At 54.5% G+C, this 23,420-nt stretch carries 13 protein-coding genes, 2 tRNA genes and 2 pseudogenes; 5 read left to right on the top strand and 12 right to left on the bottom strand.

The window, feature by feature from the left end:
- Positions 1-284 precede the first annotated feature (284 nt).
- The 3 genes and pseudogenes from AC07OJ_RS19930 to AC07OJ_RS19920 form a co-directional block, all read right to left on the bottom strand.
- A complete protein-coding gene (locus tag AC07OJ_RS19930) occupies positions 285-7,322 on the bottom strand; it encodes a toprim domain-containing protein (protein ID WP_495095093.1) in 7,038 nt (2,345 codons plus the stop codon).
- A gap of 171 nt (positions 7,323-7,493) precedes the next feature.
- Positions 7,494-7,757: pseudogene (locus AC07OJ_RS19925) on the bottom strand (CHC2 zinc finger domain-containing protein); the annotation flags it as partial.
- 508 nt (positions 7,758-8,265) lie between these two features.
- A pseudogene (locus AC07OJ_RS19920) lies at positions 8,266-9,244 on the bottom strand (site-specific integrase).
- 876 nt (positions 9,245-10,120) lie between these two features.
- On the opposite strand from AC07OJ_RS19920, the gene AC07OJ_RS19915 reads away from it, so the two are divergent.
- Entirely contained in the window at positions 10,121-10,762 is a 642-nt protein-coding gene (locus tag AC07OJ_RS19915; protein WP_495095026.1) for a BRCT domain-containing protein, read from the top strand.
- A 272-nt stretch (positions 10,763-11,034) separates the two neighbouring features.
- On the opposite strand, the gene AC07OJ_RS19910 is transcribed toward AC07OJ_RS19915, so the two are convergent.
- Positions 11,035-11,110 (bottom strand) — tRNA-Thr (locus AC07OJ_RS19910).
- A 418-nt stretch (positions 11,111-11,528) separates the two neighbouring features.
- Between AC07OJ_RS19910 and bcsQ the strand changes: the two genes are divergently transcribed.
- The gene (bcsQ, locus tag AC07OJ_RS19905; RefSeq protein ID WP_201143357.1) at positions 11,529-12,464 is read left to right on the top strand and encodes a cellulose biosynthesis protein BcsQ; all 936 of its coding nucleotides are present in this window, start codon (positions 11,529-11,531) and stop codon (positions 12,462-12,464) included.
- A 241-nt stretch (positions 12,465-12,705) separates the two neighbouring features.
- Here bcsQ and AC07OJ_RS19900 read toward each other — a convergent pair whose 3' ends face one another.
- From AC07OJ_RS19900 to AC07OJ_RS19880, 5 genes are all read right to left on the bottom strand, one after another.
- Positions 12,706-13,893 carry a methyltransferase gene (locus AC07OJ_RS19900; protein ID WP_495095025.1) on the bottom strand — a complete coding sequence of 396 codons (1,188 nt, stop codon included), beginning with the start codon at positions 13,891-13,893 and terminating at the stop codon, positions 12,706-12,708.
- Entirely contained in the window at positions 13,874-14,563 is a 690-nt protein-coding gene (locus tag AC07OJ_RS19895; RefSeq protein ID WP_058422651.1) for an ABC transporter permease, read from the bottom strand. The genes AC07OJ_RS19900 and AC07OJ_RS19895 overlap by 20 nt, the downstream gene beginning before the upstream one ends.
- A 38-nt stretch (positions 14,564-14,601) precedes the next feature.
- Positions 14,602-15,297, bottom strand: coding sequence for an ABC transporter permease (locus AC07OJ_RS19890; protein WP_053253867.1), 696 nt, complete (start codon positions 15,295-15,297; stop codon positions 14,602-14,604).
- A 74-nt stretch (positions 15,298-15,371) separates the two neighbouring features.
- Positions 15,372-16,124: an ABC transporter substrate-binding protein gene (locus tag AC07OJ_RS19885; protein ID WP_065899767.1), complete on the bottom strand. Its 753-nt coding sequence runs from the start codon at positions 16,122-16,124 to the stop codon at positions 15,372-15,374.
- Between the two features lie 13 nt (positions 16,125-16,137).
- Positions 16,138-16,911: an ABC transporter ATP-binding protein gene (locus tag AC07OJ_RS19880; RefSeq protein WP_017138656.1), complete on the bottom strand. Its 774-nt coding sequence runs from the start codon at positions 16,909-16,911 to the stop codon at positions 16,138-16,140.
- Positions 16,912-17,465: 554 nt separating this feature from the next.
- Here AC07OJ_RS19880 and gabP point away from each other — a divergent pair.
- The gene (gene gabP, locus AC07OJ_RS19875) at positions 17,466-18,857 is read left to right on the top strand and encodes a GABA permease (protein ID WP_065899768.1); all 1,392 of its coding nucleotides are present in this window, start codon (positions 17,466-17,468) and stop codon (positions 18,855-18,857) included.
- Between the two features lie 83 nt (positions 18,858-18,940).
- Here gabP and AC07OJ_RS19870 read toward each other — a convergent pair whose 3' ends face one another.
- Both AC07OJ_RS19870 and AC07OJ_RS19865 read right to left on the bottom strand, forming a co-directional pair.
- Positions 18,941-19,348 carry a hypothetical protein gene (locus AC07OJ_RS19870; protein ID WP_495095024.1) on the bottom strand — a complete coding sequence of 136 codons (408 nt, stop codon included), beginning with the start codon at positions 19,346-19,348 and terminating at the stop codon, positions 18,941-18,943.
- A gap of 4 nt (positions 19,349-19,352) precedes the next feature.
- Positions 19,353-20,300: an alpha/beta hydrolase family protein gene (locus tag AC07OJ_RS19865; RefSeq protein ID WP_106805408.1), complete on the bottom strand. Its 948-nt coding sequence runs from the start codon at positions 20,298-20,300 to the stop codon at positions 19,353-19,355.
- A 170-nt stretch (positions 20,301-20,470) separates the two neighbouring features.
- Between AC07OJ_RS19865 and AC07OJ_RS19860 the strand changes: the two genes are divergently transcribed.
- A complete protein-coding gene (locus AC07OJ_RS19860) occupies positions 20,471-21,436 on the top strand; it encodes an arsenic resistance protein (RefSeq protein ID WP_495095023.1) in 966 nt (321 codons plus the stop codon).
- An 87-nt stretch (positions 21,437-21,523) separates the two neighbouring features.
- On the top strand, positions 21,524-23,128 hold the full coding sequence (locus tag AC07OJ_RS19855; RefSeq protein ID WP_495095022.1) for an ArnT family glycosyltransferase: 1,605 nt from the start codon (positions 21,524-21,526) through the stop codon (positions 23,126-23,128).
- Positions 23,129-23,335: 207 nt separating this feature from the next.
- On the opposite strand, the gene AC07OJ_RS19850 is transcribed toward AC07OJ_RS19855, so the two are convergent.
- Positions 23,336-23,411 (bottom strand) — tRNA-Phe (locus AC07OJ_RS19850).
- Positions 23,412-23,420 lie beyond the last annotated feature (9 nt).

Below are 23,420 nucleotides of genomic sequence, written 5' to 3'. Positions count from 1 at the left end.
TCGGTGAGCCTTTTCTGGTACTGCGTATGGTGGGGCACCAGGAGTCGATGTAGATCGTAATCATCTGTTTATTATATATTTTTTACCGAGGACAGAGTTTTCTACCTCTAAAATTATCTTTATACATATTTGCATCGTAAACGGCTTCTCCAAGTAATTTGAAACTGGCAGCGGGCCGAATTGTACTTCTTCGAGTTTGATCGCAGATGATGACGATGCTTGGGTTTCTGATCTGCGTTTGATGCTTCGAACTTCAAACGCAGACCTCGAAGGTGTTATCAGTTTTATAGTGGGGGAGCCCACATAGGGACCGATATTAACGGCAGCTTTTCATCTTTGCTTAGTGATAGATCTATATCAAGCCAATCATATAGCGCCGGGCCGCTTAAAAGCCCCTTGGATGTTGATGATGCATTTGGCTGCTGAAGGCCGTGGTTCCAAAGAGACTCTGCCCTACTTTGCAAGACTTTTGGATTGGAGAAGTAATCACACAGTCTCGAAAAATTTGCCTTAGGGTCCCTATCGACCAGATTGACATCGGCCCAAAATTTGCTCGCGTTTTTTAGCTTGTGGTCGTCACTATCATAGCCAAATGGTGCGTTATCTTGATCGGTTATGGGGAGGTTTATATATAGCTGGTGGCTAAGGTTTTCTGTATCCGCTATTTCCGCAATGGGCAAGTACGCTACCAACTGTAGCGGTATAGGAAGCATCTGTGGACGAGGCTTGCCTTCTATCATGTGATATGGATCAATATCAGCAATCACCATAGCTTGATCAGTGGGGCTCAAAGGATCATTTTTGCTATTATAATAAATGCCTTTCGACCAACCACAATATGGGGTGCTTGTACTTATGTAACCCACAACAGCGCTAGCGTCTTTCCAGCTTTCTCGGCCTATGAAGCAACTACCGCCATGGAGTTCGTTTCCAGTACCATTGCAGAATACAGTAGTTATACCTGATGAAAGTAGTCCGGCTTGCCCCGCGATCCAGTAGTCAGCTGTACGGGTAGTTGCCGAAGGAACAATTAGGATAGATCTGCGCTGCCCAAGATGGCCATCACCATTGATTGCAAGTGCATCCGCTATCCTCTCAATATCCTTAAGTGTTTCATCATCAGACGCTGGCTCTGAAAAACGCCTTCTCATTGCTTTGTAGTCACTTGCCATTTGAAGGTAATTTGAAGGGCTGGTAACTAAAAAAATCTCTGAGCAGATTAATTCCATGAAATGCTTAAGCGGCAGGGCGGTGCTTGCTAGTAACTTAACGATATCTCTCGTGCTAAGTGTCCGCTTATATTGGTCCTTCATTACGTCAAAAATTTCATCCGGTGAGAACAGCGGCTTAAGTAATCCAGTGCTAGGGCGGATAAATTCATTTAAACCAACCGATCGATATTTTTTCTGCCGAGACCAGTTTAGTACGTAACCTTTTTGAGCTTCATCGCTCGCAGACTGAATAGTCTGATTCCGAGGTGTTGAAAATTCCTCAATATCTTGTATTGCATCTTTGGGGAATGGCCATAGAAGATTTAGCTTTGCGCTTAGAAGGGATTTTGAGTTTTTGGTCTCAAATTCTTTGTACGTTCCAGCTAAAACTGCGACAGATTTGCCCATTAATACAGTCTTTAACCATTCGACGGTCTCAGCTCTCACCGAATACTCAGGAAGGACTAACAGATCAACGCCAAATTTATCGCAGCAATTTATAGCACTGCTTAATATCTTCCGGCGTCGATATTCCGCCCAGCTGGCAAGTTTTTCACCATCGATAGTCCAGTTATGCTCAACGCCAGATTTTTCTGTGGATTTAATGAGGAGCTTGTATGTCTTATTAGAAGAATTTTGCAAGAAGGATATAGCAGCTTTTTTTGCTTTAGAATTGAGCGGCCATAGTCTAGGGCACACCTCTACCATCGGGTGCGCATAGCTCATGTCTAATTTCCATTGGAGGAGTGCAACTCGAACATGGCCATGATTTTTTGTTTCCTTACGTTTGTTCCACTCATCCATTTGTCTTAAGTGAAATGCGCGCGGCGTTAGTTGATCATGAGGAGTTGATGGCTCCTTGGTATTACTGCTGGTCAATGCTGCAGTGGGTACTGCCTCTGCTTGAGGAGCATTTTGTATAGGATCATTCGAGACGGTATCTTGCAATACGTGAGCCGGGACTTGAGTGTCGAATGCTAGTGATGCTGGTGATGCAGGGTTATCTATCTTAGATACAGAAGTTTGTAAATCAGAGTTTAAGCTATCGAGAATCTGTACATTATTCTTGAACGCAATTGATGCAAATGGCTCGCCCAACGAAGATATTGAAAGCAGCCGATCAGTGCTGTTGTCATAAACCTCTGACCAAACACGAAGGACGCGACCTCCATCTTTTATTTCTTCAAGATGCCTAGTGCGCATTGGGAATTGTGAAAACATCCACTGTTGGATATCCCATGTTCTACTTTTTGAATCGGTAAATCGCCTCTCTGGTAAGTTAAGGCCATATGACTGATCTTGCACAAGGATTACGGTTAATCCAAGTTCGCGGTCTAGCCTAGTCATTAGAGATTTGGTTTTTTCAACTAGGTTTATATTGAGAGTGTTTAGGGATGTTTTTGTAATATTTAAGAAGGGCCAAGGAGTGTCCTCGTTTTCTTCGATATGAGGAACTTCTGACTTGTACAGTGCAATAGAAAGATCCTTAAGTATTCCGATTGTCTCCTCGGATAATATAGGGTCGCCATTTTCAGGAATCCGTATGCGATGCCCCAAGCAAGATACTAATCGGCGAGTTAGTTCTAATAGACTAAGTTTGTCGCTTGCCGTCCATGCTTCGCTCTCAGTCTCCTTCAGCTTGCCTACATCAGCGAGGACATCTGCGTGGTCTGAAGTGGGGATCCCCCATTCGGGTGGGAAGTCATTACCGTAATACTCGGAGAAATCGCCATGGCTTCTTAAGCTAGCAATCATGCCTAACAATGCGACAGATATTGCGCTGCACATTACACCTGAACAGAAGGAGTTCCACGCAAGAGACTGCGCATCTGGAAACTCCGAATTCATGGCCCAGATGGTTTTTGAAAAAGTAAATACACCGGCGAAATCCCGACGAAGATCATTAGTGTCGAGGGGATGGCTCGATAATTTGCTGCCAATGCTCAATGGTATTTTAGTAATTACACTATTTGCTATATTTCTAAGGAAAATAGTCGCAGGTATATTTCTCCCTTCCTCGGCGTATCTAATACGCATTGCGACCGTTTCTGATTCAGTAGCGAGCAAATGCTTCAGTTGAATAGCCGAGTCATTTTGGTCTGCAGGAAATTGTTCTAGTAGCTCTAGCGCGCGCTCGACGCTTGCGGGGAGACTGCTGAAACCAGATACACGACGCCCAATTTGAGAGTCTGCGAAGGCCCCTCGAAGCTTACGAAGCTGGCTTCGGAGAATATACCTTGCAGGATCGGAGTATGTTGAATCGTCCGATGGAACCTCAGCTTCTGAGGAGCTAAATTTAGCGATATCGTCATAAAAGCCGAAGTAGTCAGTTAGTGCAATGCCTATTCGCCAAAGATATGCTTCATATATTGGTATTTCTATGCTTCTTAAAGCACGCTCTCCATCTCTAACAAATGCTCTGTTTGCTACCGTGCCCTTTGGTACGCCTTCACAGAGTAGAACTATTTCTGAGCTATTCTTTGTCGTGGCTATATAGGGCCAGGCTGGGACTAATTCTAGTCCCTCATGCTGTGATTCGTACCCCATCATAACGCGAGCAAGAGATCGATATAAAAAAGCTACTTCTTTTAGAAGCTTTGCTGTGACATTCAACGTTTTAAAAGGGGGCTTTGCTTTGATCTGAAGATCTAGTCCGATCGGTACGCTTGCTCTAAGCTTTTCTAAACTAGCACTTGGTGTACTTTCTGCTACCCAATTTAGAGCTACCTGTGAAACATGTCCAGAGCTTTCCCCGAAAATAATTGGTTGGCTATTTTCTTTCTGGGTGAATATGCCATAAGCCTGTAGGTCATGGATGCTGATAAGATTGTCTTCGCTTGACTCTATTTTCGTACAGACTAGCATCCTTTGCTGCGCTATACCTGGTAAGGGAGGGATTACAATGATCTCTTGCCCTTTTAGATCTCCCAGGAGATGTTGACGCGTTGATAAAATCTCAATGATTTTTGATTTGGGTGTCGCGGCTGCTAAGGTTTGGACTGCCCTGCCTATTAGGTCTGTATCAAGCTCCCGAGATAAAACTGGTGCTTCTATGGATTGGGAGGTAGATGCTCTATTATTTGATGGAAGTAAGTTTCTGAAGAAGGCCTTTGAGATCGATAGCTGGTTAGACTTTGAGCTGCGGATATACTGATATGGTTGAATATAAATGCTGAGAGGGTCAGTGTCGGAGAATAGATCTGCTAGTGCTAGTCGCTCTATAGCCCCATGCAACCATTCAAAAGGCATCCACTCTTGTACATGGGAGGGGCTTTCGGCGAACATTCTTATGTCTGTGGCTGTGCTGTCTGTTGCTTTTTCAGCTTTCCAGATAAGCAGGTCTAGACGTCGTGATATTTGACGCTTTAAATTGCCACCTTTTTTTAATGCGTAACTTTTGAACTCAGGGTTTAAAATTGCTTTTGCGAGACAGGTAATTCGCTCCCGTCTCTGTAAATTTTCTTTCTTTAAATGTCCGGAAATATCACTATTTTTATAGTCTATAAGCTTTTCTAATCCCTCCAGAGCGAAAAGTATAGGTGACTCCCATGAGTTAACTTCTCCGTCAAGACTCCAGCCTGCGGTACTAACGCAATTATCCCAGGACTTTTCAAAGCGTAACCACGCGTCTTCTCCATCCAGAACTCTGCCGGAATCTTCATTGCAGTATTCCGCTGCAGCCGCATACCATATTAACCTTGCACCTTTCGGTAACTCTGAGGCTCTCAAATCCACTGCAAGAAACGCAGTTTTAACAGTCCTGAGAATAATATCTGGACTTTGCCTATATAGATCAGAATTTGATAGTAGTTGGAGAGCTGATTGCCTATCTGTTAATGGTGCGTTTGACCAAAGCTCCCAGCTAGAATCATCGTCTCCTAGAATTGGAGGCTCCCAAGCAGGCCCTGAGCCTTCTAGTGCTCTACCTTGGTTTGCGTAGTCAGAAAATTCTTTTGCCGACATTGGTGGGATGTCTTCTGCCTTGGCAACCAAAGTCAGTTCGAGACTACGTGTCGTTCGATCAATCGCTTCTCTGATTTCTTCCAGCAAGGATGCTGAGTCCGCAAGTAGCACAATGTCATCTACGTATCGGGCGTACCCAACACGTATTTGGCCATTACAGTTGTAATGGTCCATAAGTTTTTTTGCTTCTTGATCAACCGGGAATAGCGCGATAGAACCAATCCAGGCCGAAACAACGGGGCCCTGAGGAATGCCCCTTAAAGAATCGCTAGTTTCAATACTTGAATTTCCTGGGTTAAAGTATGGATATCCAAATATTAAGTTGCTAAGTGCTTCTACTATAGCGGTAGATTTGTGTGCGGCACTTTGATCTGTATTGGTCAGTTTTAATAGTTCTGCAAACTCAGGTGTATCATCGGGGATTGACTCTAGTGCCCTCCTGAGAAAAGGCTGGATACTATCTCTTACAGTGTGCCGACGTAAACGGTCATAGTAGCGTGCAACGTCTAGTCTAATGGTATAGACGTATCCGATAGCTGCGGCCTGTTTCTTCGTTGACTGCATAAAGTCACGCCAGCACTCATGGAATGGACGGAACATTCCTTGATCGGTAGCTGGTTGTCTCCCTTCAATAATATCCATATCTAACTGATATGCGTAGCTTAGAGTTTCACTATCGAGTACTACCGAAGGTGAGTTGCTAGAGTCGGAGTAAAACCCGGTTGTAATTGTCTTCCGTCCCTCGCGGTAGTATCTCACTGCGGGAATGAATTGGCTAAATTGAATCCCCTTTGCAGATTTATTGTCCCAGCGCTCGGTTAAAATTTCGTTGAGAATGTATTGTTGTACAATAAGGTCCTCGGGCTGGGGCATTACTTTTAATCGATACTCTTTACCGCCGAATGACCTCGGCACCCATACTGCCTCATAAGCCCCTATGGGAGATCTTATTCCTGATGCTAGACGCTCTTGCAAAAGCAGATTGAACGCTGTAGCAGCAATGTCGAGCCTCTCCCACCTTGGCTCATCGCAAGGAAGCTCACCTCTCCGAGAACCCATGTAGCCAAGAAGCCTCGAGTGGTTTAATCGTGCTTCTGTATTAGTCAGAAATGTCTCGAATGAATAATCTTTTTCATTCGATAGCGATTCAATAAAACTCAACCACTCTTGGGCTGCAGGATCGTCATAATTTCCTGCGCTGTTAGAGAGAAGCTTTTTCAGCTCCACTGAGTCTATTTCAGATACTTTGGCGAGCTCGCGTCGAGCTTTGTCGAACGATCTATATTTTCTAGAGCTAGTTGCCTGTGCCCAGCTTTCGCTTTCCAGGAGCTCGTCAGCGTTTATGCTGAATTGGTTGGCTAATACAGCTATTGCCGGGCCATGCTCAGACTCTATAAGTAGTTCTACAGCTTTTTCTCGGGTTAATTTTGACAGGTACTCATCAGGGTCTTTTGTCTTCTCTATGGAGGCTGCTGACCTCATTAGTCTACTTAGCGTTGGCCAGACAAAAATAGGATCTAGGTGTGCCGTAAGCAAGCGAAGAATAGTGTCTGACGCACCCTTTAACCCCGCTTCGTCTCGATCAAAGCATACGCAGACTTTTAGGGAGGATTGTTTGGGCAGGGAATCATTTAATGTTTTTATTAAATCAATTTGCTCTTTGCTGATGGAGCTTCCCATAGCGCCGACTGCTGCGAATCCGAGGCTCTCAAGCCGTAACGTATCAAGAAAACCTTCGCAGATGTAGAGCCGTAGTTCACTTTCATGTTGTTTGGCGAGGGCTTTTATTTTTGCAAAAGCCCGGTCGGCACGATAAAAAACTTTAGACTTTGGGAAGTTTTTAGAAAATAAATATTTTGCGCCTTGGTCGCTTGTCGCGCGACCAACTATCCCGACTACTTTTTTTTGCTGGTCTCGGATAGGGAAGACAATGCGGTCGCCAACGAAGAAATCTGTATACCTAGGGTCTTCACTAAGTGCTAGATGGAAACTGCTGCTTCCGATATCAGGTACAACCTTTCGAATTAAGTGTGCATCCTCTAATTCCCCGATAATCTCTCGGCTAGTTGAAAATGGCATCGTGGATAAAGTTTTGGATATCGCAAGCTTTGGGGCATAAGTGAAGCCAGCATCTTTTAATACTTCCACCGGGTAGTTTCTTGCTTTGGCCCATGATTTTAGGCGTTCTAAATCATTGCATGATTGGTAAAGCTTAAGCCCTTGATCCAGTCCTGACGTGTTGTCCTTTGTGCTTGCGGCAGATCTAGTTTTATCCGTGGTGCGGGATGAGCTTTTATAGGCGTCAGGGTCTAACCAGTCGACGGCCTGCTTGAAATCTACTTGTAAACTACCTTTGATCAAATCTATTACGTCGCCGTGTGCTCCGCAAGCGTAGCAGTGGTAATGTTGGCGTCCATGACTTCTACTTGTGTCAATTTGTAATGAGGGGGATTTGTCATCATGAAAAGGGCAAAGCGTGGTTTTGATTGTGCTCGATTGATTGCGTAACTCCATTCCAAGGCGTTCTGCGATTTTGTCAATTTCAACGCTTTGCAGTAGCTTTTCAATATTTACCCCTGCCATTCCACTTCCCTTTTATGCCAAGTTACTGAAGCGCTGGAGATGAGATTCTTAGCTTTCTTCCAGCGTTAGGTGTCTAGCTGTTTCGGGCAGCGATCGCCCAGCCACCGATGAATCTAGGATTGGCTGAGCTAAGCTTAATCTAAGTTTGAGGCAAGGTCTGTTATGTTTCGAGTATCTACTTTTCGCTGAGGTGGATTAGCAAGGTGCCTGCTTGCTCCAGATCTAAATTGGTCAATCTGAGGTGCGGCCACCCAAGCATGTCCTAAGCGGCGACAGATCAGGCGCGCTGTCAGCAGGTAACGGTAGCGGGTCACTGGAGCACACTCTGCTAGGTAGCAGTTTAGAAACCAATGCAGGTCTTTCGACTTCCAATTCCATGGGGAGGAGCGTCTCCAGCGCTCATCAATTCGAGCTTGAATTATTCTGGCCTGCCGTAAATGCCTGTTGCGAGTACATTGAGAACCTTTGCCGGCACCGCTTAGGAAAAGCTCCATATCGAAAGGCTTGCTCATTTTCGGCCTCCTATGTAAGCCGACACCACATCGATACGACGGTGTCCCAACTCATTAGTGATTTTTGCTCTTGCCTCTTGGTCTAGGTGCTGGTCGAGTTGGTAGCATCTTCCTCCGTTGATGGGCGCTAGGTGGTTTGTGATCTGCAAATAGCGTTCGCAAGCGTATGCTGCGCGCAATTCATGGAACCCTTTCAGACCTAGTGCTTGAAGGATGTCACGTGTGGGGAGAACGATTTTTTGTTGAAAACTGAAGTAGCTTTCGTCTGGTGCGAGCAGGTTGCGGCTACCTATGGGGGATACCTGTTTGGCAAACTTGAGCGCAGCGCTTACGTGTTTTTCTACCTCGACCCAGCGAGGTGCTGATGCCCCCTGAGCGGCCACCTTTGATGCCATCCTGGATGTTGATTTTGCCGTAGCATTCAGCCTCACGATTTAGGCGCGGAAGATCAGCCAAGATAGCTTCGCGCATACGCATTCCGGCAGCTCGTGCCAAATACGTAATTGCGGCGGCCCGTGGATACCGCTCGCAGAGCGTGTGGACGATCCGTATAACTTCTTCCCAATCCTGACCTTGCGGAGCTGCTATTCGTACGCTGGTGCGCTGCAATCCCCACGCCTTGCTCGGACTCGGCACCTTTACATGCTGATCTCCGCGAAGCGCCGCCATGGTTCGGTTTACGCTAGACAATCGGTTTTGTGCGGTGGCGATGGCCAGATCGCCGCAGTCAACGAGGTGACGCAGATACTTGGCATAGTCGAGCAACGTTTTCTGATCTATCTGACGCGCATCGTTGAAGCCTGGCCCTTTGTCTGAACGACACCACCGCACGAACGCCCGCCATCGATCACTGTGCCCTTTGACCGTGCCGTAATGCCCGCCGCCAAATAGATCATGTAGCTCTTGCGGCCCGGCGTAACTTAACTGCAGGCAATAGCGAAAATTCCGGCCATCTCGTTTACCCACCAACACCATCATCAAACTCCTCTCGTAGCCAAGCCCCTTTAAGCCTTCCCCCCACGTCATCCCGCCAAGAATGTTGAGTGTTATCAGGGATTAAGGCCCCTGCGATCTGTGAGGGTTATCCACTAACGCGGAACTGGCGGCTCTTTACGAGCGGGAGCTTGGGCATCTCATGATCTGGCCTCCTGAACACTTCTGAAGAAGTGGGCGGGTGGAGGCCGCACTGGCTGACGAGACCGGCGCCACGAGATCCTGAGTCGCGTGAAGGCAGTGATGCGATTACCGGGGCATGCCTGACTGTCAGTCAGGTGCAGTCCATTCCGTAGGCTGCGGCACCAGCATCTGCATCGCTGTTGCGGGTGACTTCGGTGTTTGTCACGCCGATTGTCACGAGGGGGAATGCCGCAAAGCCTTCTACGAGTTGGGTTGCAGCAGCAGTATGAGCGCTCGTCTCTTTCCAGGAGAGAGAGACGGGCGCAGGTTGGCGCAAGAAATGGCCAAGCGGATAAATTGCTACAGGGCAGCTATAAAGGGGTATGAGTTGCCGCATTGGGCACACTGGTAAAAGTAGGCATCTATCACATCGCTGTGACCGTGCGAGCAATGATCATGCGGTTTTCTATTATGCCTAGGTGGTTGTTTCACGGGCAGGACGGATCGCCGCTTTCTCACTCCATAGGCTGTGTTTGCTTTGTGGTATGACCGGGGAGGGTGGAGGGATGAGTCGGCATCCATCACCCAGAGAATTCTGAATGTTCAGAAGTTGCACCAGGCCATGGTGATGATTGAAGGCGCGTCGTCGTTACAACGGCCTTTCAGTGGGTGATGTCTCTAGCCTAGTATCGATCGAGTCACCAACCGTATGACGCTCATAAGGAAGGGTTAGTAATGGATCTACATAACGAGTTCGAAAAAAGTAAATTCTTTCATAGCGCGCGAATCGACCGCCGCTCTGCCGATGCACTGGTCGGCTTAGCCGCTGGTTTGACAGCTGACGGTTCGGTAACCACTGGCGAGGCCTTGTTTCTAAAGCAGTGGCTGGACACCAATCTGGTTCATCTTGATGATCCGGTGATAAATCTTCTGTACTCCCGGTTATCGAGAATGCTTCAAGACAACGTTTTGGACGCTGACGAATCCCAAGAGCTGCTTAGTCTTTTGCACAGTTTCTCTGGCTTGCCGATAGAAAAACCGGAGGGTGTTGATCTGGGTTTTGTCGCGCCTAACGATTTGCCTTTCAACGCACCTGCGCCTGATCTGATCTGGGACGGCAAGATGTTCGTTTTCACAGGGATCATGGCGTATGGGCCTCGCAAGGATTGCCAGGCGTTGATAGAGGCGCGTGGGGCGCTGATTGGTGGAGGGGTTAGTAAGAAAGTGCATTATTTGGTCGTTGGTAGCGTCGGCAACGAGCAATGGCGTCACAGCACTTACGGCACCAAGATCATGAAGGCGGTGGAGCTCCGCGATGCGGGAGCGCCGATAGCCATTGTGGGTGAAAACCATTGGCAGCGCATGCTGTTCGGTTGATGCGTCGCTGCTCGCAGGCGACTCCAGTAGTGAGATTTAACGGATGGATTAAATGCGCCTGACTGGAAGCTGTAACGACGTTCATGCCTGTTGTTGCTCGATTGCTTGAGATCGCTATCGCGAGCAAGCCCGGCTCCTACGGAGTGAAGTAGGTCCGGGGGCTTGTTGTTCTTGTGTTGGATGACGCCTTCCCAGCTTTCGGCAGCTCCTACAAAAATCTAGCGCGCACAAAAAAGGCCCACCTTTCGGTGAGCCTTTTCTGGTACTGCGTATGGTGCCGGCACCAGGAGTCGAACCCGGGACCTACTGATTACAAGTCAGTTGCTCTACCAACTGAGCTATACCGGCGTGTTAGGGCGACGATTATAGCGATTGGAGGGGTTCTGTAAACCCCTGAATTCTGACTATTTTTGCGCAATTGCAGTTTTTTTGCCTGGCTGGTTATTTTGCCCACTGCAATGGCTTCTATTTGCACAGTCAGCAAGGAATTATCTATGCCCCCGCACTGGAATCTGGTTATGGGGCCCGTCCTCGTCTAATGCAGCAAATCGATTGAAAACCCCTATGACAGGCGCGTTGACGGTCATTAAATTGACGACTTGCCGTTTGTCTAAAAAATAGCCAGCCAGGGCATCAAAATAATGACACTTTTATGCGCTTGAAGCAGACTGCACGGACTAGGGCGACCAGAAAAAGACCTGCGGTAAGCAGTCGTATCAGCTGACCTTTTCACGTCTTTAAACTTCGCCGTGACGAGGAACGCGCTATGAGTTTTACCGATGGTCTTCTTGCCTTGCTTGGCAAAGATGTCAGTCGCGACGCCCGTGGGCTGAATGCGCGGCTGCACTTTTTCGGCAGCATCCCCGTGGATGATGGCACCCCGTTTCCCCCTCAGACTCCCAGCGCCAATGAGCATTGCCTGCCGGTGGACAAGGCCGAGCGGCGTCCGTGTGTGGTGGCGTTGGTTTCGGTCAATGGCGGCGTGGGGCGAAGCACCCTGGCCACGGCGTTGAGCAGCGGTTTGCAGCGCCTGGGTGAGTCAGTGGTGGCGGTGGATCTGGACCCCCAGGATGCATTGCGACTGCACTTCGGTGTCAGCCGCGCCTCGCCCGGGATTGGTCGCGCCAGCCTGCGCAACGCACGTTGGGAAACCCTCCAGCAGCCGGGTTTTGTCGGCAGTCGCGTGATCACCTTTGGCGACACCGATATTCGCCAGCAGGACGACCTCCAGCGCTGGCTCAAGCATGAGCCGCAATGGCTGGCTCAGCGCCTGGCAGCGCTGGACCTGAGTGCCCGCGACACGGTGATCATCGATACCCCTGCCGGCAATAACGTCTATTTTCATCAAGCCTTGAGTGTCGCCGATGTGGTGTTGGTGATTACCCAGGCCGATGCCGCTTCCTTGGGCACCCTGGATCAACTCGATGCCTTGATGGCGCCGCACCTTGAGCGCGAGCGGCCACCGCATGTTCACTTTGTGATCAATCAGCTCGATGAGGACAATGCCTTCAGCCTGGATATGGTTGAGGCATTCAGGCAGCGCCTCGGTACGAAGGAGCCATTGGAGGTGCACCACGATTTAGCGATCAGTGAGGCGCTGGCGTTTGGCACGGATCCCTTGGACAGCCAGGCGTTGAGCCTCGCGGGTGACGATATCGATGCGCTTTGCCGGCTGCTGATCGCACGCAGAAAACACCTGTGAATAGCGGTTTATACGCGTAACAGCAGATGCTTATGCACAATCGGTTGGACTGAGTTGTCACGAAACAGCCATTTTGTGGAGCCGTTCTCATCACGCCGCAACTGCCTGTTTTACGTGTGTTTTATTTTGTGAACAAAAAATGACCAGCGCGGCTTTCGGCCTGTAGCGCAGATGGCTACGGGCTCCGTAAAGAATTCATCAACAGAGTTATCCACAGGTTGGGGTGCGACAATTTCGCCCCTTAATCGCGCTCGGCGAGCACCATCAAGTTGCGCGGCGTCAGGGTCGGTTCGCAGAAGCTGCCTACTTCGACCGTGTAGCCGTTTTCACTTAGAAACAATGCCCGATCCAGCACCAGCCAGACCTCCAGCGGGCGCCGAAACAGACCACGTACCAATTCCAGGTTCCTGACCTCGGCCAGACGGCGCCAGCCATATGCCTCCAACGCCACCCAATCCTGCTCACCTGTGGATAACCCTTTGCGGCTTGCCAGCTCCCGGCAATAGTCCGCGAAGGGTTTGTCCAGCCAACTGGCGGGCAGGGACGGCGTGGGCAGGTAGTCGTCGTGGCCTCGTAGCTCGCGTTGCAAGTGATCGAACCCCAGGCGTCGGGCCATGGACGTGTCCCGCTGCAAGCGCACGCGTTTGCCTGCGGTAACGGTTTCGCTCAGCGGCAGGCCAAGGTCATCGATCGACAGCCGCAGGCGCGATGCACGGCCTGCGGTGGACAGCGGTTGGTAGGTGTCGGCGTTGATGCGGTTGTAGCAACACGGCGCCAGCGCCAGCTGTTTGCAGCCGGCGGCGCTGGCCAGGTGCAGCAGGCGCACATGCAGGTCGCCACAGGCGTGCAGGGCGACGGGCGTGTGTTCGGGGCCGATAGCCACGTCGGCCATCACATCTTGCAGGCGATGGGTGACCGGCAAGCGGTGATGCTCGCTCAAGGCTTGGCCGGCGGCGATCAGTGCCGGGTTGTATTCCAGGCAGGTCAATGTTTGGCCTGTTTGCAGCAGGCGACGACCCAGGTGGCCCTTGCCTGCACACCAGTCCAGCCAGTGCCGGGGTGTTTGTGCAAACGGCAGCGCAGCGCCGAAGGCTTCGATTTGTTCCCACTTGCGGCCCGGCACGTCGACGTTCAGGCGCTGGCGGGCGGGGTGCAGGGGCTGCGTCGGCAACTTATCCACAGCGCTGAGTTGCAGGGCTTGCTCGGCGAACTGTGGAAAAGGCGCAGGCGCGGCCAGGTCGTGGGGATGGTTGTGACTGGCTTCGGCATCGGCCAGCGAACGTTGACGCAGCCACTGGGCGAGGTCGGGATGCCGGGTTTCCCAGGCTAGCTGGCGATGCGTGAAGGGGCGTGGTTTCCACAGCCCCTGGTGCTCGATCAGAAACGCATCCAGCGCCGCGAAGCGTGTCTCAACGTCCCTGGCAAGCATCGACGCGCAGCCAGCGTTCGAGCAGCTTGAAGCCCCGTACCAGGATGTAGGCCATCAGCAGGTAGAACAGGCCGGCAGCGAAGAAGATTTCCACCGGCAAGTACGTGCGGGCAATGATGGTGCGTGCCATGCCGGTCAGTTCCAGCAGGGTCACGGTGCTGGCCAGGGCGCTGGCCTTGAGCATCAGGATCACTTCGTTGCTGTAGGCCGGCAGGCCGATGCGCGAGGCGCGGGGCAGGATGATGTAGAACAGCGTCTTCGGCTTGGACATGCCCAGGGCGCGCGCGGCTTCGATCTCGCCGGGCGGGATGGCCTGGATCGCGCCGCGCAGGATCTCGGCGATATAGGCGGCGGTGTGCAGGGTCATGGTCGCCGTGGCGCACCAGAACGGATCGCGCAGGTACGGCCACATGAAGCTGTTGCGCACCGCGTCGAACTGCGCCAGGCCGTAGTAGACCAGGAACAGCTGCACCAGCAATGGCGTGCCACGGAAGAAGAAAATATAGGCGTAGGGCAGGGCGCTGACATACCAGCGGCGCGAGGAACGGGCGATCCCCAGGGGGATCGCCAGCAGCAGGCCGGCGATCACGGCAATGGCCACCAGCTCCAGAGTCAGGGTCGCGCCCTGGGCCAATTTGGGCAGCCACTTGATGATCACGGCCCAGTTCAGGCCCAGGTCGAAATGCGCCAGCCAGCTGTAGTCGCCGCTCATTGGGTGCTCCTTGCAAAGCCGCGGGCGGCGCGTTTTTCCAGGAAGTGCATGCCGGTCATGGCCAGGACGGTGAGGCCCAGGTACATGAAGGCAGCCACCATGAAGAAGGTGAATGGCTGCTTGGTCACGGTCACGCCGATCTGCGCGTGGCGCATGATTTCTTCAAGGCCGATCACCGACACAAGCGCGGTGTCCTTCATCAGGATCATGAACAGGTTGCCCAGGCCCGGCAAAGCGATGCGCCACATCTGCGGCATGATCAGGCGAGTGAAGATGCGAAACTTCGACAGCCCCAATGCCACACCGGCTTCGCGGTGGCCCTTGGGAATGGCGAGGATCGCGCCACGGAATACTTCCGTGGCGTAGGCACCAAAGCACAGGCCCAGGGCAATGACCCCGGCAGCAAAGGCACTTAAAGAAAGGTCGGGGTTGCCAAAGAACTCCCCCAGGGCACGCATCAGGTTGACCGTGCCGAAATAAATCAGCAGTACCCACAACAACTCGGGAATACCGCGAACGATGGTCGAGTAAGCACCGCCAAGCCATTGCAGCGGCTTGTACGGGGACGTCTTGGCCAAGGCGCCGGCGAGGCCGAGCACCAGCCCCAGGCACAGGGCCGTGAGCGCCAGTTTGACGGTCATCAGCGCGCCAGCGGCGAGCGCCGGGCCGAATCCGTAGAGATCGAAATTCATGGTGTTTTCATATCGCGGCAGGCATTGCTGAAAGCCGGCGCGCCCGAGGGGGCGCGCCGGTCAGGCCATTCAGATCATTCGATGCTGAACGGGAAGTACTTGTCGTTGATCTTCTTGTAGGTGCCGTCAGCCTTGATCTCGGCCAGGGCTTTGTTCAGGCGCTCGCGCAGCGGGTCGCCCTTGCGCACGGCGATACCGATCTTGTCGCTTTCTACCACCGGGTCGCCCTTGAACTCATAGGCGGAACCGTCTTTGCTCTTGAGCCATTCGTACTGCACGTACTTGTCGGCGAGCATCCCGTCGAGGCGGCCGGACGTCAGGTCGAGGTAGGCGTTTTCCTGGGTGTCATAGAGCTTGGCGGTGGTTTCCGGCAGTTTGTCTTCCAGGTAGGTACCGGCCAACGTCGCGCGTTGTGCACCGATGACCTTGCCCTTCAGGTAAGCGGCGTCGGTCTTGAAGTCCGTCGTGGCTTTAGGGGCGATGAACTGCAGCTTGTTGGAATAGTACGGGTCGGTGAAGTCGACGGCCTGCTTGCGCTCATCGGTGATCGACAGCGAGGACACCAGGAAGTCGAACTTCTTGGCGTTCAGGGCCGGGATGATGCCGTCCCAGTCGGACACATACACTTCGCACTTTTCGACTTTCATCTTGGCGCACAGGGCGTCGCCGATGTCTTTGTCGAAGCCGACCACGTTGCCGCTGGCGTCTTTATTGTTGAAGGGCGGGTAGGCCGCTTCGATCCCCATTTTCAAGGTTTCTGCCATGGCCGTGGCGCTGAACGCCATCGAGACGGCCGCGGCCAGAAGGAATTTTTTATAGTTCTGCATGCATGTTGCTCCGTTAGCGGTTGCTGGACATGAATTGTTTGCAGCGCGCCGAAAGCGGGTTTTCAAATACCTGCTGTGGCGATCCTTGCTCTTCGACCAGGCCCTGGTGCAGGAACACCACTTCACTGGACACCTGGCGGGCGAAGCCCATCTCATGGGTGACCAGCAGCATGGTGCGGCCTTCTTCGGCCAGCGCGCGGATCACATTAAGTACTTCCTGGACCATTTCCGGGTCAAGCGCGGATGTAGGCTCATCGAACAGGATGACTTTGGGCTGCATCGCCAGGGTGCGCGCGATGGCCGCCCGTTGTTGCTGGCCGCCGGACAATTGCGCGGGGTAGGCGTGGCGCTTGTCGCTGATGCCGACCTTGGCCAGCAAGGCTTCGGCGACTTCGATCGCCTCGGCCTTGCTTTGGCCGAGCACACGGCGGGGTGCCTCGATGATGTTGTCGAGGATGCTCATGTGCGGCCACAGGTTAAAGTTTTGAAACACAAAACCGATTTCGCTGCGCAGGCGATTGATCTGCTTGCCGTCGGCGGCCATCAGCTCGCCGTTTTTCGCGGCCTTGAGCTTGAGCTCTTCGCCGGCGACCAGGATTTGGCCCTGGTGCGGGTTTTCCAGCAGGTTGATGCAACGCAGGAACGTGGACTTGCCGGAACCGGAGGAACCCAGGATCGAGATCACGTCGCCGTCGCGAGCGGTCAGCGAGATACCTTTAAGTACCTCCAGCTCACCATAGCGTTTATGCAAGTTGCGGATTTCAAGCGCGGGCGCGGCCTCGGCCATGTGCGGTCCTCATTGTGTTCATTGCGTTCCTGCTGTTGGGCCGCCTTCCTGGCGAGGCGCCAAGCTAGCATAGCGCCTTGATGGCAGCCAACAGCGCGGCCAGCGGTAAACAGGCGGTGTGCGGCAGGGTGTCGCATCGGCACAGCAGCGTGTCGCGCCATCAACAACCGAACAACCGTTTGAACCTGTAAAACCGCAGGCTTCGCGTAAAAAAGGGCGCGATGGTGCCAGCTTTGGGCGGGTGTTGGAAGGGTTAACCGGGCAAACGGTGCTTATCAGCCCTTTTATGGAGCGTCACGTACTTTTTGTGTGTGTTTTTGGTGCGCTGGGTGGCCTTGGAAGTGAGTCGCACGGTAACGCTATAGCGGAATGCCATTGTTCTCAATGACTTGCGATTGCTGTTGAATCGTCCTACAGCCCGCGTCAACCGCGGCCTTGTAACATTTTGGCGCAAATCTTGCGTAAAAAATAAAGAACGCCCTGTTGGTTTCTTTTCACGAGAAAGATTTCAGGCCGGGCGGACCGTTTTCGCAATTCCTCGTAAAGGTGTGTCAATGAGTAGTACGCAAAGCTCCAATGACCTCGAACAGGGGCTCAAACCGCGTCACGTCACCATGCTGTCGATTGCCGGCGTCATCGGTGCCGGTTTGTTTGTCGGCTCCGGCCACGCGATTGCTGCCGCCGGCCCTGCTGTACTGCTGGCCTACGCCGCTGCGGGGACGCTGGTGGTATTGGTGATGCGCATGCTCGCCGAAATGGCCGTGGCCTCGCCTGACACCGGTTCGTTCTCCACCTACGCCGACCGCGCGATCGGCCATTGGGCCGGTTTCACCATCGGCTGGCTGTACTGGTGGTTCTGGGTATTGGTCATCCCCTTGGAGGCCAACGCCGCCGCGACCATCCTGCATGCATGGTTCCCGGATGTGGCCATCTGGGCCTTTACGCTGATCATCACTTTGCTGCTGACGGCGACCAACCTGTTCAGCGTGAAGAACTACGGTGAGTTCGAGTTCTGGTTTGCGTTGATTAAAGTCGTGGCGATCGTGGGCTTTGTGATCCTCGGCCTCGCGGCGATTTTCGGCTTCCTGCCGACCAGCCAGGTCAGCGGCGTTTCACACCTGTTCGACACCCAAGGCTTTATGCCCAACGGCATGGGCGCTGTCCTGGCTGCGATCCTGACCACCATGTTCTCCTTCATGGGCACCGAGATCGTTACCATCGCCGCCGCCGAATCGAAGAACCCAGGCCAGCAAATCACCAAGGCCACCAACTCGGTCATCTGGCGGATTGGTTTGTTCTACCTGTTGTCGATCTTCATCGTAGTGTCGCTGGTGCCATGGAACGATCCGACCCTGGCTGCCGTAGGTTCCTACCAGACCGTGCTGGAACGCATGGGCATCCCGAATGCCAAGCTGATCGTCGACCTGGTGGTCTTGGTCGCTGTGACCAGTTGCCTGAACTCGGCGCTGTACACCGCTTCGCGCATGCTGTTCTCGCTGGGTCGTCGCGGTGATGCACCGGCAGTCGCCAAGCGCACCAACAAGAGCGGCACGCCTTACTGGGCAGTGTTGCTGTCGACCGGCGCGGCGTTCCTGGCAGTGTTTGCCAACTACGTGGCCCCGGCAGCGGTGTTCGAATTCCTGCTGGCCAGTTCCGGTGCCATCGCGTTGCTGGTGTACCTGGTGATTGCGGTATCGCAACTGCGCATGCGCCAGAAGCGCACGGCGGCGGGCGAGAAGATTGTGTTCAAGATGTGGCTGTTCCCAGGCCTGACCTACGCAGTGATGGTCTTCATCGTGGGCACGCTGACCATCATGCTGTTCCAGGAAGCGCACCGGGTCGAGATCATCGCGACTGGTATCCTCAGCTTGCTGGTGGTCGTGGCGGGGCTGTTTGTGTCGAGCCGTCGCAAGGCCCAGCGGGTAGGCGCTGCAGCACTTAGCTAGGTTGCACGAATGCCTGTAGGAGCCGGCTTGCCGGCGATGGCGTCTTCAAGGGCCCCATCGCCGGCAAGCCGGCTTCTACAGCGTCAGAGTTGGGTCAGTGCCCGCGAGGCCGCGAGGTAATCTGCCTGGAACTGCGGCGATTCGATCCACGCCAGCGCAGCCGCTTCATCATCGGTATCCGTGGCCCACTGCCGATATTCGATCAGTGCCGCCAGGATGAAGTCGGTGGCTTCCTCTTCGCCTTCCTGCTCCAGCACCAGCGCCAGCAACGGGTGCGCCAGGAACACGGCACACAATGCCTGCTGGCTGATCTCGCCGGCTGTGCGCATCTCGACGAACAGCGCGGTCAAATCCACCGATTCAAGGTCAATGCGGCTGTCATCGCCGGCAAACGCATCCGGCTTGCTCGCGACGGCGCGCTGGGTACGGTTCTGCTTGGCCTTGGCCTTTGCCCGTTGGGCGCGTTTTTGCTGCTTGTTTGGCGAGGCCATGGGCTCAACGTCCTGAGGATCTGGGATGAGTATTGAAGCGCAGGTTGGGGGAAATCCCAAGGGTATCTGCGGTTAATTCGCCGTTTTGCAGCCACGCCAATGCAATCGGCCACAGCCGATCCTGATACTCGCTGCGAAAGAACGCGAAATGTCCGACCTGTTTTTCGCCGATATCTTCAGGCGCAATCCGCAGGTGAGTGCGTTCACTGCCGTCGAAATAGCCCAGTAATCGCTCAATCGCCGGCACTGTGCCAAACGGATCATCGGTGATGCTGATCGCCAGGATCTGCGCGCTCACACGACTGAACGGCAAGCCCGCCAGCGCGCGACCGCTGGGCCGCTTTTCGTATCTCGGTGTCGGCGTGCTCCAGTCGCGTACCACGCCTGCCGGCGTGTCCTCCAGCCAGCCCAGTCGCTTGCCCGGGAAGTACCCGCACAGCGCCGTGACCAGTGGCATCACTACATGCCACTTGGCAAACATCCGCCAGCGCCCGCTCGCCTGGTAATCGCGCCAGTAGGCGAACTGCGCGCCCACCGTGACGATCCGCCGGATCACCGCCCCTGAGGCGGCGAGCCCTGCCGCACAACCGCCGAAGCTGTGGCCGACCACATCAATCGGCTGGCCCGGAAACTCCCGCTGCGCCCGCCGCAGGATCGCCTCGAAATCCAGCGCGCCCCAATCCGACCACGAGGCCTTGAAGCCGCGCAATGAACCGCTGCGGGATTCGCCGATGCCTCGGTAGTCGTAGGTAATCACGTCGAAGCCGTGGGCAAACAGGTAGTCGGCGAAGCGTGAGTAATGGCGGCAGCGCACCGAGGTGGCGGCGTTGATGATCACGGCGGGGCGCGCCAGGTCGGTTCGGACGTGGCGCCAGCTGAAGCCGCCGAGAGGGTAACCGTCGGCAGCGGGCTCGCGGAATGCTTCTGGGGCAGGTCGGGTGGGCAGGTTCATAGGTCGACTCGATCCTTGCGCTTCGATGTGGGCTGGAAGGCCCATGCGCTTTTATAGTCAGCCGAAATTAACAAATTTTTCCCGGCGCAGGCGCAGGAATTATTGCGATGCTCGACCTTATCCCCTGGGGTGCTTAGGCTTACGAACTTTTGATCAACCGGAGTCAGTCCATGACCCGCGACACCCTCGAGCACAACCAGATCCCGGTCTACTTCGTCGCCGTCATTCTGGCCGTCGCCTTCGGCCTGCTTGCGCCGTCCTGGGGGCATGGGTTGGGTGCGTTGGTCACGCCTGCCATCGCGGTCTTGATGTACGCCATGTTCCTGCAAATCCCTTTTCTGGATCTGCGCCAGGGCCTGGGCAACAGGCGCTTCCTCGCGGCGCTGCTGCTGGCCAATTTCATCCTGGTGCCGTTGCTGGTGTGGGCGTTGACGCGTGGCCTGGTGGAGCGCCCGGCGTTGCTGGTGGGCGCCTTGCTGGTGTTGCTCACGCCGTGTATCGACTACGTGGTGGTGTTCACCCACATCGGCAAAGGTGATGCGCGATTGATGCTGGCGGCGACGCCGGTGCTGTTGCTGCTGCAGTTGCTGCTGTTGCCGCTGTACCTGGGTTTCATGCTGGGCGCGCAGTCCGAGGTCGTGGTGGCGGCGGGGCCGTTTATCGAGGCGTTCCTGTGGTTGATTGTGCTGCCGATGGTGCTCGCGGTGATCACGACGTCGCTGGCGCGCAGGTCGGCGCTCATCAATGCCTGGAACAGCGCCTGGGCGTGGCTGCCGGTGCCGGCGATGGCAGCGGTGCTGTTTGTGGTGATCGGTTCGCAAATCACCTCGGTGGTGCGCGACATCAGCCTGCTGCTGCCGGTGATCCCGGTGTATATCGGCTTCCTGGTACTGGCCCCGCTGATGGGCGCGCTGGCGGCGCGGCTGTTCGCGCTGCCGGCGGCAACGGCGCGGGCGGTGACCTTCAGTGCATCGACGCGTAATTCGCTGGTGGTGCTGCCGCTGGCGCTGGCCTTGCCGGAAGACGTAAGAGGGCTGGCGGCGACGGCGGTCATCCTGCAAACCCTGGTCGAACTGGTGGGTGAGCTGATTTACGTTAGGCTGATTCCCAAAGCGGTGTGGCCCGCAGGTCGGTAAAAGCGCAAATGTTCAGGTTTGTTCAGGCGCTATTCAGGGGCTCGCTCGGCAACATAGGTTGGCGCTCCCTACCTGACAGGTCTACTGATGGATCATCGCAACCGTTTTCGCATGGAATCCCTGGGCATTTTCCTGCTTGCCTTGTTGCTGTTTACCCTGGGCATCTGGGATCAGCAGCCGCAAGGGTTTGACGGACGTTGGGCGCTTTTCCTGCAGGAAATGTTTCGCCATGGCGCGAGTCTTTTCCCCACGACCTACGGGCAGCCCTACGCGGACTATCCCGGCACCGCGACGTTCTTTAGTTTTGTCTTCGCCCGGTTGTTCGGCGCGCCTAACCATCTGGCGAATATCCTGCCGACCGCGCTGGCCTCGGCCGGGGTGGTGGCGCTGATCTATCGCCTGCTGGTGCCGTATGGTCGCAGCTGGGCGCTGCTTACCGTGCTGTTGACCCTGCTGACGACCCAGTTGCTGGAAAAGTCGCGCTCGGTGTGCCTGGACCAAATGGTCGCGCTGTTGTGCCTGGGCAGTTTCTACCTGCTGCACAGCGGCGAGCGCCTCGGCTCGCGGTGGCGCCAACTCGCCGTGTTCCCGTTGTTCATCCTCGGCTTTGCGATTCGCGGCCCGCTGGGCTTGATCGAAGTCTGTGGCGTGGTGTGCGTGTACTGGGCACTGGCCCGGCCTGGAGAGCGGGTCAAGCAGGTGTTGATTCACGGCATCGTCGGGCTGGTGTTGCTGGCGGCCTGTTGGTGGCTGCTGGTCAAGCTCGCGCGCTTGAGTGGCGGCGATGCGTTTGCCGATGAGGTGTTCAAGATGCAGGTGGGTGGGCGCCTCGATGAAACCGGTGAGCCGTTCTATTTTTACTTCCAGCTGAGCCTGTACCGCTATTTCCCCGTGGTGCCCCTGGCGCTGGCCACACTGGTTGCCCTGCGCCAGCGCTGGGCGCATTGCTTCGACGATGATGTGCAATTGGTCGTGCGGCTCGGCGCCTGCGGCTTGATGATCCTGCTCGGGTTGTCGGTGCCGCACTTCAAGCGCGCTTATTACATCCTGCCAATGGTGCCGATGTTTGCCGCTGTCGCCGCCTATGGGCTGCTCCAGGCGCAAGGATGGCTGATTGGCGTGCGCCGATGCTACGAGGGGCTTTTCGCGGCGCTGCCGGCGTTGTGCGTGGTTGTCGTGTTTGTCTGTCGGCATAGTTGGCAGAAACACGGTTACTGGCCTGGTGTCTCGCTGCCGTTGTTGATCGGTGGGTTGGTGATCCTGCAAGTCGCGGCGCTGCTTGCCTGGCGGCGAGCAGGCCGGCTGGTGTGGCTCAGCGTGTTCGCACTGGCGGCGCAGTGGCTGGTGCTGGTGACGGTAGTGGAGCCCGCCAAGGACTTGCAATTCGACACCCGCCAGTTTGTCAGCCAGGTGGAAGCCCTGCGCGTGGCGCAACCGGGGCCGCTGGTATTTGTGAATCTCGGCCGGGACACCTGGGCGGTGCGCTACATGATGAATCTGGAGCATGACGAGCAGCCATTGTTTGTCGGTGGCGCCGACGTCGCGCGGCTGGACACTCTGCCCCGCCCGGCGTGGGTCATCGTCGCGCGCAAAGAAACCGCGCTGCTCAAGGGCACGCCCCTGGAGCATCTGGCGCCAAGCTTTGAGGGGCGCTTGAACGACAATCCCCTGATGGTGTTTTTGTTGGAGTGAGTCAGTGACGGGCTATGCGTCTGCCGGTCGAGTGGCTGGCCGGTCATGTGAGGGGCGGAAGGCGCTGATGTGGAGGAGGGTGATCGATGCTTTGGGGCGATGTTGAATCGCCTCGGTAGACCGAAAAATCGCAGGCAACAAAAAACCCGCACTAGGCGGGTTTCTTGTGTGTTTCAGATGATATTTGCACCACCTGAAACTTAATAGTGGTGCCCAGAGACGGAATCGAACCGCCGACACGGGGATTTTCAATCCCCTGCTCTACCGACTGAGCTATCTGGGCAACGGGGCG

This window comes from Pseudomonas sp. GW821-FHT09C08 (assembly GCF_059418125.1).
The sequence above is the reverse complement of the archived record's forward strand: the minus strand, read 5'-3'. Positions and strand labels throughout refer to the sequence as shown.